The organism is Pedobacter sp. L105 (assembly GCF_009765875.1).
GTDB lineage: Bacteria > Bacteroidota > Bacteroidia > Sphingobacteriales > Sphingobacteriaceae > Pedobacter.
In genome coordinates this window covers 157,215-169,959 of record NZ_LMUP01000002.1, presented here as the reverse complement: position 1 = coordinate 169,959, position 12,745 = coordinate 157,215, and the positions used below count along the sequence as shown (strand labels likewise).

11 protein-coding genes are annotated in these 12,745 nt (G+C 40.9%); 5 read left to right on the top strand and 6 right to left on the bottom strand.

From position 1 onward, the window contains the following. Window positions 1-36: 36 nt before the first annotated feature. Window positions 37-939, bottom strand: a complete 903-nt coding sequence (locus GSQ84_RS01920) for a glycerophosphodiester phosphodiesterase family protein (protein WP_158795564.1) — start codon at window positions 937-939, stop codon at window positions 37-39. 155 nt (window positions 940-1,094) lie between these two features. On the opposite strand from GSQ84_RS01920, the gene GSQ84_RS01915 reads away from it, so the two are divergent. Continuing rightward, on the top strand, window positions 1,095-2,000 hold the full coding sequence (locus GSQ84_RS01915) for an MBL fold metallo-hydrolase (RefSeq protein ID WP_158795563.1): 906 nt from the start codon (window positions 1,095-1,097) through the stop codon (window positions 1,998-2,000). Between the two features lie 5 nt (window positions 2,001-2,005). On the opposite strand, the gene GSQ84_RS01910 is transcribed toward GSQ84_RS01915, so the two are convergent. Further along, on the bottom strand, window positions 2,006-2,278 hold the full coding sequence (locus GSQ84_RS01910) for a UBP-type zinc finger domain-containing protein (protein ID WP_158795562.1): 273 nt from the start codon (window positions 2,276-2,278) through the stop codon (window positions 2,006-2,008). A 458-nt stretch (window positions 2,279-2,736) separates the two neighbouring features. Here GSQ84_RS01910 and GSQ84_RS01905 point away from each other — a divergent pair, with 458 nt between their 5' ends. Genes GSQ84_RS01905 through GSQ84_RS01895 form a run of 3 tightly spaced genes read left to right on the top strand, consistent with a single transcriptional unit; the run spans window position 2,737 to window position 6,549 of the window. Next, window positions 2,737-4,329, top strand: coding sequence for a flavin monoamine oxidase family protein (locus tag GSQ84_RS01905; RefSeq protein ID WP_216848847.1), 1,593 nt, complete (start codon window positions 2,737-2,739; stop codon window positions 4,327-4,329). Window positions 4,330-4,349: 20 nt separating this feature from the next. Further along, window positions 4,350-5,522 (top strand): histidinol-phosphate transaminase, encoded by a 1,173-nt coding sequence (locus GSQ84_RS01900; RefSeq protein WP_158795561.1) that lies wholly within the window; start codon window positions 4,350-4,352, stop codon window positions 5,520-5,522. Window positions 5,523-5,532: 10 nt separating this feature from the next. Further along, on the top strand, window positions 5,533-6,549 hold the full coding sequence (locus GSQ84_RS01895; RefSeq protein ID WP_158795560.1) for a Hint domain-containing protein: 1,017 nt from the start codon (window positions 5,533-5,535) through the stop codon (window positions 6,547-6,549). Window positions 6,550-6,629: 80 nt separating this feature from the next. Here GSQ84_RS01895 and GSQ84_RS01890 read toward each other — a convergent pair whose 3' ends face one another. Beyond that, window positions 6,630-7,430 carry an alpha/beta hydrolase gene (locus tag GSQ84_RS01890; RefSeq protein ID WP_158795559.1) on the bottom strand — a complete coding sequence of 267 codons (801 nt, stop codon included), beginning with the start codon at window positions 7,428-7,430 and terminating at the stop codon, window positions 6,630-6,632. Between the two features lie 369 nt (window positions 7,431-7,799). Here GSQ84_RS01890 and GSQ84_RS01885 point away from each other — a divergent pair, with 369 nt between their 5' ends. Then, the gene (locus GSQ84_RS01885; protein WP_158796045.1) at window positions 7,800-10,193 is read left to right on the top strand and encodes a TonB-dependent receptor; all 2,394 of its coding nucleotides are present in this window, start codon (window positions 7,800-7,802) and stop codon (window positions 10,191-10,193) included. A 74-nt stretch (window positions 10,194-10,267) separates the two neighbouring features. On the opposite strand, the gene GSQ84_RS01880 is transcribed toward GSQ84_RS01885, so the two are convergent. From GSQ84_RS01880 to GSQ84_RS01870, 3 genes are all read right to left on the bottom strand, one after another. Then, window positions 10,268-11,524 carry an NRAMP family divalent metal transporter gene (locus GSQ84_RS01880; protein ID WP_158795558.1) on the bottom strand — a complete coding sequence of 419 codons (1,257 nt, stop codon included), beginning with the start codon at window positions 11,522-11,524 and terminating at the stop codon, window positions 10,268-10,270. A gap of 160 nt (window positions 11,525-11,684) precedes the next feature. Beyond that, complete coding sequence (locus GSQ84_RS01875; protein WP_158795557.1) at window positions 11,685-12,098, bottom strand: ester cyclase; 414 nt, start codon at window positions 12,096-12,098, stop codon at window positions 11,685-11,687. A 132-nt stretch (window positions 12,099-12,230) separates the two neighbouring features. Next, complete coding sequence (locus GSQ84_RS01870) at window positions 12,231-12,743, bottom strand: FUSC family protein (RefSeq protein ID WP_158795556.1); 513 nt, start codon at window positions 12,741-12,743, stop codon at window positions 12,231-12,233. Between the last annotated feature and the right edge of the window lie 2 nt (window positions 12,744-12,745).

Here is a 12,745-nt window from a genome sequence, read left to right as displayed (position 1 = left end):
ACAACCTTTTCCCCGTGGTATAGAAAACCTGATATACTATTTGTGCAGGTGTTTTTTTCTCAGATAGGCTAATAGTTCTCGTGGATGATCAGTTTGGATAACTGTAGCCCCATGATTGATGATCCAGTCCCAGCTGTCTTTTGTATTGTTATCTTCAAAAGCAAGATCATCTTCATGACCTCCGTTTAAGCTGGCCCATAAAGAGTTGATCCATATTTTTGAGCCATGTGCATTGATCCATTGGTTGTTTGTTAATAAGGCAGAGGTATCTTTTTTAAAGATCACTTCAAAAGCTACTGGTTTAATCGCTTTCTGATAATCCTCAATGACCTGTTTTGCATCAGGTTTATCCAGGTCAACCACCGCCATATAAGTGATGCTGTCAATTAATTCAGGATAACGTTTTTTTACTTCTTCATAAGGAGATTCAGATTTAAAGAGTGCCTGTTTCAGGGTTCCTGTTTTCTTTAAGATCTCATAAGCTTCCTGGTAATAGGGCAGGCTTTTATCAAGGTTAACCATCACTTTTCCTTTAGCCAGCAGCATGACTTCTTCCAGTGTTGGAATCGTATTTCTTGTGACCCTGCCAAGGCCATTTTTCAGATGAAATTTCTCAATCTGCTCATAAGTATAATCGGAAACTTTTCCTTTACCATCAGTAGTTCTGTCAATCGTGCCGTCGTGCATGATGACAATCACGCCATCGCTGGTTTTATGGAGGTCAATTTCAATCATATCCACACCCATAAGGATGGCATGCTGATAGGCTTGAAGGGAATTTTCGGGTGCATCGCGCCAGTCGCCACGATGGGCAGCCACCAATACCTGCTTCGTAGAAGGGTCATGCATTTGTTTGATGATGTCATTCACCTGGGCATGTGCATTTGAAGCACAAAATGGGATCAGCAAAACTGCTGCAATTTTAAGGAGTTGTTTCATTTTATGTATATGGGTGCATTTCTGTTATTGAACGCTTTTGAAGCTGTTATGATATCATTTATGGCAAATCTATATTTTTTTAATCGTTTTGCCGTTCATTTATTCATCCATACTATGGTATGGATATTGATGTCTTGTAAGTTTAAGCCGTAAATATGACCAAGCCAGCCCAAAATAATCCTTCCTATTACCATCTGCAAATAGGCGACCTGATAGTTACAGCACTATCCGATGGCGTAGCTTTGGTAGAAGCCGATAAACTATTGCAGTCGCCAGAACCGGGAAAGATATTGGAGTTACTAGCAGCAGCCCATTTGGATAACCCCGCAGAACTTTCCATTAACACTTATCTGGTTCAGATCGGTTCGCGGCTAATCCTTATCGATACGGGAGCAGGTGAATTATTTGGGCCAGATGCTGGAGGTAATTTGTTAAACAGTTTACAGGAGGCCGGTTATACGCCGGAACAGGTTACAGATGTGCTGCTTACCCATATTCATAACGATCATTCTGGTGGGCTTACCATCCAGGGAAAAGCGGTTTTTCCTCATGCAACTGTGCATGTGCACCAGCATGACGCTGATTTTTGGCTGGATGAAGAGAGAATGAAAAACGCTGATCCGAATGTGATGGCACCAAATCAAAAATCTTTTATCAATGCAATCAATGTATTTAAACCTTATCTGGATGCCGGCAGGGTCAAAACTTTTAAGGGAAATATTGAATTGTTCCCGGGAATAACTTCAAAGGAATGCCCCGGACATACACCTGGCCATACTTTATTTGTGATCAAGAGCGGAGATGATCAGCTAACGATCTGGGCAGATCTTGTTCATTTGAGTGGTATTCAGTTTGAAGATCCAACAGTGTTGGATGGATACGATGTAGACCCAAAACAAGGGCTCGCGCAAAGAATAGGTGCTTATAAGGATGCTGCCGAAAAAGGATATCTGGTGGCAGGTAATCATCTTTCCTTTCCCGGATTTGGCAGGCTTAGAGCTAAAGGAAGCGGTTATGAATGGTTGCCTGTTGCCTATAGTCCGTCCGGACGAAACAGATAATGAATTCAATACTCTGAAAAACTATTATCCGTATAACACCATAACCAGCGTTCACCCGGTTCGGCAGATGCAATCACTGCATGGTGACTTTTTTTGATATGCAAACTCATATGGGCTTGAGGAGAATCATCACAGCATAAAGTTATTCCGCAGGTTTGACAGGTGCGAAGATGAACCCATTGCCTGTTTTGTTTCATACATTCTTCACAGACATATCCATTTTCTATTGTTACTTCGGTTAGTGTTGTTAAATGGGGACATAGTTCCTGTACTTTCATATTTCAGGTTTTTAAATGGTTGATAGCTAGTGTAGTGAGGTACTGTTGCAACTGTATGTCTTATAAAGTTAATCATTGCTCATTAAGATTTTGATTTCTTCCTTATTCAATTTGTTCATTTTAAACGGTGATCATCTGCTACCCAATGACTGAAATTTTAAATCTTAGAACTTTATCCAACAGATTGAGGTTAGATTAGTTGTATTAATTAGATTTATTTACGATTTATATGTTTATTTCAATAATATTGATGTTATAATGTTCGATTTATTATTTTTATGAGTATTTATATATGATTATTGCTACTGAAATTGTTTATTGTATGTGTTTTATGTTGTATTTTATTTGAATTGCGGTGTGATATAATATTTTTACATGAAAAATGTCTTATAATTAGGTTGTTTGTTATATGATATTGATTTTTATGTTAAATTTATAGTAAAAACCTCTCTACTATTTTGAAATCTATTTCCAGACGTGACTTTCTCAGTAAAAGCAGCCTGTTAGCAGGCAGTGCTTATCCTGCAATAATGGCTTTAGGCTTAATCAAACCAGCGCCAGCTTATGCTTTTGATTTGGAGGGTAATGCTAATGGTAAAAAAGTAATTATTCTGGGTGCAGGCCTTGCTGGTATGACTGCGGCTTATGAACTCAATAAGCTGGGCTACCAATGTACTGTACTGGAAGCAAGGGAAAGAGCGGGCGGCCGTTGCTGGAGCATAAGAAATGGCAGTACCCATACGGAGGCCGACAAACCATTGGTAACCGCTAAATTTGATGACGGACAGTATTTTAATGCAGGGCCTTCCCGCATTCCGCATAACCACGAGCTTACACTTCATTATTGTAAAGAATTGGGCGTGCCCATCCAGGTATATAACAATGTAAACGAAAGTGCCTATTATTTTGCTGAAGGAAACGGGCCTTTATCCAATAAAAAAGTACGTAACAGGGAAGTGCATAATGATGTAAGGGGATACATGGCAGAGCTGCTTGCTAAAAGTATGGACCATGCCAGCCTGGATAGCCCGCTGACCAAAGAAGACGGGCAAAAAATAATTGAATACCTGATGGCAGAAGGAGGGCTGGATGCTGATAAGTTATATAAAGCATCCGCACGCAGGGGATATATTGAGTCTCCTGGGGCGGGAAATAAACCAGGACGTATTGCCGATCCGCATAAACTGGCCGATATTTTACATTCAGGCTTGATGGACCCCGACTTTTATAACGTAGCTGAATATACTTATGAATTGCAGATGACGATGTTCCAGGCCGTAGGCGGTATGGACAGGATCGCTAAAGCGCTGGAGAAAAAAATCAGCCCTATGCTTAAAATGGGTGCTGAAGTAACCGCTATCAATAATGTGACGGATGGGGTTAAGATCGTATATAAAGATCATCTCGGTAACCATGAAATAAGTGCAGATCTTTGTATCTGTACCTTGCCTTTACCCGTATTAAGTAATGTCAGTACTAATTTTTCTTCTGATGTAAACCGTGCGATAGACTATATCGGTTATAACCAGACTGGAAAAATTGGCTTACAGTTTAAACGCCGCTTTTGGGAAGAGGATGAACATATTTACGGAGGGATTACCCATACCAATAATCAGTTGACACAAATATTTTATCCTTCTTATGATTATCTCGACAAAAAGGGGATCCTGATAGGGTATTATAATTTTAATGAAAAAGCACAGCAGGTAGGTGAGTTAAGTTATGCCGACCGGGAAAAGCTGGCCTTGCAGAAAGGGAGGCTCATTCATCCGCAATATGATCACGAGTTTGAAAGTTCTTTTTCAGTGAGCTGGCATAAAACAAAATACAATATGGGGGGCTGGGCAGTATACAACGCCGATACCCGGAAAAACGCATATCCTGTTTTATTAAAACCAGACGGGAATGTTTATTTCGCAGGGGAGCACCTCACTTATTTAAACGCATGGATGGCCGGGGCATTTGAATCGGCCAGAAGTGTAGTGGCTTCTGTACATAGCAGGGTAACCGAAGCCAGGGTAGCTTACCCCGCAAAATCAACTCAAGGATAAATCAACTAAAACTCTCAATTATGGCAAACTCAATAAACCGCAGAAATTGGATTAAATCAACCGCCTTACTTGCAGGAGGCACAGCTTTCCTTTCAGGTACCATAGGTAAACTAGCTGCAATGCCTAAAAGGATACAGCAGGTGGTTTTTAACGACAGGATAGCAGAACAGACCGCTATTTTGGAATCCCCACCTTTAATGAAAGCCAGGTTACTAGCTAATGAAAACCCTTTCGGGCCTTCTCCCGAAGTGAAAAAAGCAATGCAGGACGCACTGGATATGAGCTATCAATATCCGTTTATGCGTATGCATGAGCTTACAGGAAAAATTGCAGCTTATGAAGGAATTAGTGAAGGTAATATCCTGATGGATGCCGGTTCATCTCCCTTATTACTGGCAGCGGGAATGTTCTATGGAAAGAACGGTGCTGAAATTATTACAGGAGATCCTTCTTACAACAGCCTTCCTTCGGATGCTGAACATTTAGGTGCCAAATGGATAAAAGTACCTCTGACAGCTGATTACAAGCTGGATCTGGATGCGATGGAAGCAAAGATTACCAGCAACACCGGGTTGGTTTATATCTGTAACCCAAATAACCCTACCGGAACGGTACTGGATACCGCAAAATTAAAAGCTTTTTGCGAACGTATAAGTAAAAAAGTCCCTGTATTTGTTGATGAAGCCTATATTGATTATTTGCCGGATCCGCAGGGAGCAAGCATGATCAGCATGGTAAAAAGCGGCAGCAACATCATTGTTGCCCGTACTTTCTCTAAACTTTATGGGTTTGCAGGTTTGCGCTGCGGTTATGTTATTGCGCAGCCTGATACCTTAAAAGCAATTGCAAAATATGCTGTTGGTTCTATGAGCATGTCTGCGCCAACTGTAGCTGCTGCCATAGCCGGTTATCAGGAAAAGGATTTCCTGCAGGAGGCTCTAAAGAAAACACTGGCTTCAAAGGAATATTTGTACGGCGTATTGAAAAAGGAAGGATATGATTATATCCCCTCTTCGGCCAACTTTGTGATGTTCCCCATAAAAATGGCAGGCGCACGTTTTGCACAGGAAATGTCAAACCGTGGTGTGGGTATCCGTACCTGGAAGTTTAACGACAAAGACTGGTGCCGTGTAAGTATTGGCCGTATGGATGAAATGCAGGCTTTTGCCGATGCTTTTAAGCAGCTTTCCTAAAATTGATTTAATGATTAAAAGATATATGTATAAAAAATTCCTATTTATTTTATCGTTTGCCGCTGCCCTGAATACCGCGCAGGCACAAACAAAAACTGTTAATCCACGTCCTTTAACCATGGCGGAGTATGATAAAGCCAAAACTTTTGCCATCGCAGACCTGGATAAGGACAGTTATGTGAAATTTGATAATACTTATATTCTTGATCGTTACCAGGCACGTAAGCCATTTTTTATCACCGGAGACGACGGACTGAAAAAAAGGATCGATCTGTATAAGCTAATTGCCAAAGATGGTATGCAGGAAATTGGTCTGCTGGTTTTTTATACCACAGAAAAAGGTAGGGTATACGAAGCCCTGGTGCCAGATTATACTGCCGATGGAAAAGTGTGGGACAAGTATTTCCAGGATATTGACAACATCAATAAGGAGGAAAAGAACTATATCTTAAAATTGTCCTATATTCTTTCAAGAGAACTAAGCTATCAGCAATACAAGGTGCTGAACAATGGCAAAAATACTTCTGAAGAGGAAGCTACTTACGGAAATGATATTTGCTTTCCCGGGGATGAAGAAGTAACAATGAACGGCGGAACCACAAAACTATTGAAGGATATCAAAGCAGGCGACGAGATCATTACCGTTGATCCGAAAACTAAACTGGCATCTGCAGTTAAAGTGAAAGAACTCACTGTACATGATGCTAAGAATTATGCTTTAACCAATCTGGTACTCATTGCCGTTAAAAACAGGAATACACTAGCCGGAAAAGAGATACACTTAAGCACGAGGGTTTTAAAAGCCACTCCAAATCACCCAATGCGAACCAAAGAAGGCAACCTGAAAATTGGTGAAGTAAAAGAAGGACAAGAAGTATTGTGCCTGAATGAAGCTACCGGTAAGTATGATGTCTATACAGTCTGGAAAAAAGATGAACATGCAGGAGGCACACAAAAAGTATATAATATAGTGGCCGATGGAGGAAGTACTTTTGTAATGAACGGGGTAATGGTGATGCAAAAATGATGATCGTAAAATATTAATAAACAATAAAGCCTCTTCTGTTTATATCAGTTGAGGCTTTATTGTATCATCCTTATTAAAGATTAAAGGAATTTTTGTGGTTCTTCTACTACCACCTCCTGCTGTGTTTGAAGCCAGCCTTCAATAGAAGAAGCTACTTCTTCCCAGCCTGGTTCATTGCAGATATAATGGCTGCGTTCAGGAAATACCTCATAAGCAACAGTGCTGTTTCCATCAGTATAAGCTTTTGCATTTTTCTCTACCAGGTCGGCCGGGCAGATCTGATCCTTTTCTCCTGCAACAAATAATAAAGGAGGGTGAGGGATGTCGATATCAAGTTTACCGAATTCACCCATACAGTCGCGGAATATATTCCTGCTGTCATGTACAGCAGTTTCTGCAAAGGCAGCGGGTGCTTCCTCATCACTTAACGTATTCGCAAATGATCCCTGGAAAGTTTCCAGGTCCATATAAATAGGATCATTACCTTTAATGGGGTTCGCGATAGTAGCTGCATTTTTGATAAATGGCCAGCTAAAGTCGATCATTCCATTTGGGGCAACTGAGCTAATGGCAATACCAGCTTTTATCATATCTAGATTTGCCAGTCGCTGAACAATCAAACCTCCAACTGAATGGCCTATAACGATAGGCTTTTCTGGCAGCGAATAAACCAGTGTTTCTATTTTGGCAACCACCTCTTCCAAACTTAGCTTTCCTAGTTCTTCAGATGGGTTTTCCCGCAGAAATGCCGGATCACCTTCATGTAATGGCCAGGCCGGTGCCAGGCAGTTATATCCTTTGGCTACAAAGAAGTCCATCCATTTTTCCCAGCTTTTTGGATTCTGGAACATTCCGTGAATAAATACAATCGTGTTTTTCATAATTCAATCTTTAAGGTAATTGCCCCGCAGTAGCCGGTTGAATCTAAGCTGCCACAGGATTAATTTTATAGATGCTTATATAGCAATTACCCTCCCGATTTGTTTTTTTTAACTGAATTAATTACATCCGGGTTACAACTTCGGGGGATAGGAGTAAGCATTTGAACTTTAAATTATATCTGCTCCAGATTACAGCCGGACATAATTAAGCTCAATCAGGTTAATTGTCATTTTATTGTCTTATGTAGTAATCGTTCTAAATAGAGTGTTAACGCTAGCCGATTTATTGTATGTTTGTCGATAATTAATCTAAATAAGCAACTTATCGACAACATGTTTATCAATTCAAAAATTTACTTTACAGCTGTGATGCTGCTATTCCTGGCCATAAACGCCATCGGACAAACAAAAAACGGAAGCGTTAAAGGAACCGTGAAGACCTCGGATGGCGTACCTGCCGACCTGGTTACTTTATCTATTAAAGGAGTTGGGAGTGTTATGGCCGACCAGCACGGTCATTACTCGTTAAAAAATATTCCAGCCGGAAATTATACCCTTACCGCCCGTCTGGTAGGTATTAATCCGGTATCACAGGAAGTTACAGTTACAGCTGGTGAAACCTTAATCACAGATATCACGCTCCACGCCACCAGCGAGCAGCTCAATGAAGTAACAGTAAATGGAGCTAAAACGAATAAGTATTCCGTTAAGCAAAGTCAGTTTGTATCAAAAATGCCATTGAAAGATTTGGAAAATCCGCAGGTATACTCCGTGGTTTCCAAAGAACTGATGGCCGATCAGGTGATTACGAATTTTGATGATGCCTTGAAAAATGCTCCTGGAGTAGACAAATTATGGTCGTCAACAGGCCGCGGAGGAGATGGTGCAGGTTACTTCTCTTTAAGAGGTTTTGCCGTTCAGCCTACTTTGGTTAACGGTTTACCGGGTTTAACCAATGGAAGTTTGGATATTTCCAATATCGAACGTATTGAAGTGGTAAAAGGTCCTTCAGGAACATTATATGGCAGTAGCCTGGTTTCTTACGGAGGATTGATCAACGTAGTCACCAAACAACCCTTTGATGCAACAGCTGTTGAAGTCAATTACACCGCTGGCAGTTATGGACTGAACCGGATTACAGCAGATATCAATACGCCATTAGATAAAGATCACAAAGTACTATTTAGAATGAATGCCGCCTACCAGGACGAGAACAGCTGGCAGGATGCAGGGTTTAAGAAAACAAGATTTGTTGCCCCTTCGTTAACTTACAAAGTAAATGACAGGCTTACCCTTAGCTTAAATACTCAGTTCTTAAGTTCAGAAAATACGAATCCTACCATGCTGTTTTTCAACCGCGCAGATGTTGTAAAAACCGATAACCTGGGTGGTTTAGGCTATAATCCTAAAAAATCCTATACCAGCAATAGCCTGGGTATCAGTAACCCGGTTTCAAGTATGCAGGCACAGATGGTGTATAAAATCTCTGATGAGTGGACTTCACAAACCGTTATCTCAAGAGGATCTGCTAAATCAAAAGGTTATTATTCTTATTTATATGAAAACTCGTACCGGGATAGCACCAAAGCTTTCATCGCTGGCTATCCCAATGTGCCTTCAAGTTTCACACGTTCTTTGAACTATCAGAATACGACTACAGAGACTACTGATATTCAGCAGAATTTTAATGGCGATTTTAAGATCGGCGGTTTGCGTAACCGTGTAGTTGCTGGTCTGGATTATTTTAACAGAACTTCTATTGACAACAGTTCTAATTATGTAGCTGATGGGATTGTAACTTTAGGCCCCGGAGGAAAAGATACGGGTGTGCTAACCAGTCAGGGTGTAGATGCATTGATCGCCAAAAGCGGAACTGCAAACAATAGCAATACCAATCAGCAAACTTATAGCGCTTATGTATCAGATGTATTGAACATTACGTCAAGCCTATCAGCAATGGCAAGTTTACGTATCGACAGGTTTCAGAATAGCGGATTAACTATTGCAGCAGCAGACAAATATGGTCAGACTGCCTTATCTCCTAAATTCGGATTGGTTTATCAGCTACTTAAAGATAAGTTATCCGTATTTGGTAATTACATGAATGGGTTCACCAATTCTGCCCCTGTAAATTACGATGATAACGGGATATCTAAAACCATTACATTTAAACCAGAAGAAGCTAATCAGTGGGAAACTGGTATTAAAACAGACCTTTTTGATGGAAAGTTAAGTGCTTCGTTAAGTTATTATGATATCAAAGTATCTAATGTGATTTTAACCGGTGCTTTACCGAATACCTATACCCAGGGTGGTAATAACCTAAGTAAAGGTTTTGAATTTCAGGTAAATGCAAGTCCTTTTACTGGTTTTGACATTATTGCCGGATACACTAAAAATACAAGTAAGTTAACCAATTCAAGCGCAGATTACGAAGGCAGAAGACCAGAAAGCGCCGGGCCTGCAGACCTGGTGAACCTATGGCTAAATTATAGAATTATGACAGGATCAGTAAAAGGGTTAGGTTTTGGTTTTGGTGGAAATTATGCCGGCAAAAATATGATCCTTAACAGGGCTACTACAGGCGTATTTGCCCTGCCATCTTACACTGTGCTCAACGCTTCAGTTTCCTATGCAACAGGCCCTTTTACCTTTGCCCTTAAGGTGAACAACCTGACAGATAAAGAATACTACAAAGGTTGGTCTACCTTAGAGCCCATGGCTCCGCGTACTGTTGCGGGCAGTATAGGATACAGGTTCTAAGCGCTGTTAATTATTTTCTCTCTCATCATTACAATTCTTGCAGCCACATCTTTAATGGTGTGGCTGTTTTTTTATTAAAAGAGAAAGTAGATCATTGCCACAGCGGCAGTGGTCATGAGCAACAAAGTTAAACCACCCAAAAAATTAGATAGTTTAGAGTTGGTGTGTTTTTTCATGATCTTTTTATTGTTGCCAATATGCATGATCACGGCAATCATCACAGGTGCTGTTAAGCCATAGGCAATAGCCGTATACAATAACGCTTTGATAGGACTTACGCCGCTGAAATCAAGCGAAAGACCTACCATTAAAGAAAAGATAATGGAGATATAAAAAGGTTTGGCTTCTCCGAATTTTTTGTCCAGTCCCGCCGACCAGCCAAATGTTTCTGCCAGCATGTAGGATTGTGATCCGGCCAGTACAGGAATAGCCAGCATGCCTGTACTCAATACCCCAATGGCAAAGATATAATAGGTGAGTTTTCCTGCCAGTGGTTCTAAAGCTTTTGCAGCCTGGTCTACCGTATCGATCTGGTGAATACCTGCCGGAAACAGTACACTACCCGCAGTGAGGATCATGAAAAACATCACCAGGTTAGAAAATAACATGCCTGAGTTTACGTCCGTTTTCATATCGCTCAAAGCTCTCTTATCTACCATGATCCGTTTATGTTTATGCTCCTGATCTTCGGCTTCCATGGTAGTTTGCCAAAAGAAAAGGTAAGGAGATATCGTTGTACCTAAAATAGCAACCAGTATAGACAGAAAATCTTTATTTAACTTAATGGCGGGAAAGAATGTATTTCTTGCAATCATCAGCCAGTCCTGTTTAACCATAAATGGGACAATAACATATAACAACAGGGAAATACAAAGCCATTTTAAGATCATAGCAATCTTCTGGTAAGGAAACGTTACAATAATGTACATCAGGATTCCAGTAATCAGGATACAAAAAATGGAAACTGGAACCTTCGGACAGATCATATAAGAAACTGCACCCATTCCCTGGATATCTGCGCCGATGTTTAAGGTGATAGCCGGAAAGCTAAAGAACAACATCAGATAGAGCAATGGTTTGGAATAATGCTCTTTCAGCGTAACAGTAAGTCCTTTGCCCGTTACCAGGCCAATTCTTGCACACATGCCCTGAATGGCAGCCATTAAAGGATAGGTGAGCAGCGCTGTCCATAAGGTAGACAGGCCAAATTGTGCACCTGCCTGTGAATAAGTGGCAATGCCTGAAGGGTCATCATCACTGGCACCGGTAATCAAGCCCGGCCCTAGTTTTTTAAAAAATTTAACAACCTTATTTTGTTTAGCCTTACCCATGACCTGCATTTAAATATCTGCTTTAAAGATATTGTTTTTTTTGCACCGGGAGACAGGCATTCGGCTTCACCGTGTAATTCAAATCATGGAAATTCTAAAGGTGACAGCATAACGTTTAAAAGATAAAGCCAGTCATTACGACTGGCTTTATCTTTTAAACTTATTTTAAGGATGCACCTATCTGTTTTAGTATCCCAAGTTCATCAGAGCTTCCCCAGCGTTCTACCATTTTCCCCTCTTCAAATCTGCTGATCTGCAATCCTCGTGCTTTTATCGCACGGTTTGTTGCGGGTATACCCATAAAGTCGCCCTGATGTGTGCCTGTAGCGGTATAAGCAAAGGCAACACATTCTTCATCAGCTACTAAGTGTTCAACCTCTAATTTGAAATCAGGAAAGGCGGTTCTCATCATGTTGAAAAACTGTATATATCCTTCAGGTCCTGCAGCCTGTCCTGGTGCCGGATCATGTTCTATACAATGCGGGGAAACGAGGTCGTGCATCTGATCAAGTTTACCGGTGTTTACTGCTTCGCCAAATTTGGTTTGCGCACTTATATTATCTTGCTTACTCATAATTTTGTATTTTTAATTTCATAGGGTAGTCTTGTTACAAGGGTTTTATAAGCTAAAGTGTTTTATGAATCTGGTCAATTGACACAACCTGGAGTTTTGAATGGTGGCGGTGTAATAACTGGGCAAACGAGGTTATGGTTTAACTGCCGGCGCATCCGGATGGTCGGTTCCGTAAACGCGTTTATGGCGTAAATGCATGACCGTATTAAAAACCAGCGCAACGCCTAAGGCAATCAGGCAGCCGGCAATCACGCATCCCACACGCTGCAAAGCCACTATCCAGTTTCGGTGTTCCTGTTCATTGAGGATCACAATGATCAACGCTGCCATGGCACTGCGTAAGGCTGTATTGAGTTGAAGTAATGTACCGATAATGATAATCAGTGCAACACCTGCACATAACATGATTAAAGGGGAAATATGAATAGGGTAAAGAGCAAGTGCTACGGCACAGCCCAGCGTATTGGCGGTTATTCTGTCATATGCCAGTTTATTACTGCTGTCTGGCGCCATGGTGATCACTACCGATACCAGCGACCAGTAAAACGGATACTGTGGAAATGCTTTATAAAGCACATAACAGAGGATAAGTCCGGCTATGCACTTCAGTAAATAAAGTAAGTTGGTGATGTTTAGTGAATCCATTT

Bases quoted from the DNA above. Each gene is read 5' to 3' on its own strand.
- GSQ84_RS01885 (WP_158796045.1), top strand. From the start codon at position 7,800: ATGCTGCTATTCCTGGCCATAAACGCCATCGGACAAACAAAAAACGGA.
- GSQ84_RS01895 (WP_158795560.1), top strand. From the start codon at position 5,533: ATGATTAAAAGATATATGTATAAAAAATTCCTATTTATTTTATCGTTT.
- GSQ84_RS01875 (WP_158795557.1), bottom strand. From the start codon at position 12,098: ATGAGTAAGCAAGATAATATAAGTGCGCAAACCAAATTTGGCGAAGCA.
- GSQ84_RS01920 (WP_158795564.1), bottom strand. From the start codon at position 939: ATGAAACAACTCCTTAAAATTGCAGCAGTTTTGCTGATCCCATTTTGT.
- GSQ84_RS01890 (WP_158795559.1), bottom strand. From the start codon at position 7,430: ATGAAAAACACGATTGTATTTATTCACGGAATGTTCCAGAATCCAAAA.
- GSQ84_RS01910 (WP_158795562.1), bottom strand. From the start codon at position 2,278: ATGAAAGTACAGGAACTATGTCCCCATTTAACAACACTAACCGAAGTA.
- GSQ84_RS01900 (WP_158795561.1), top strand. From the start codon at position 4,350: ATGGCAAACTCAATAAACCGCAGAAATTGGATTAAATCAACCGCCTTA.
- GSQ84_RS01870 (WP_158795556.1), bottom strand. From the start codon at position 12,743: ATGGATTCACTAAACATCACCAACTTACTTTATTTACTGAAGTGCATA.
- GSQ84_RS01915 (WP_158795563.1), top strand. From the start codon at position 1,095: ATGACCAAGCCAGCCCAAAATAATCCTTCCTATTACCATCTGCAAATA.
- GSQ84_RS01880 (WP_158795558.1), bottom strand. From the start codon at position 11,524: ATGGGTAAGGCTAAACAAAATAAGGTTGTTAAATTTTTTAAAAAACTA.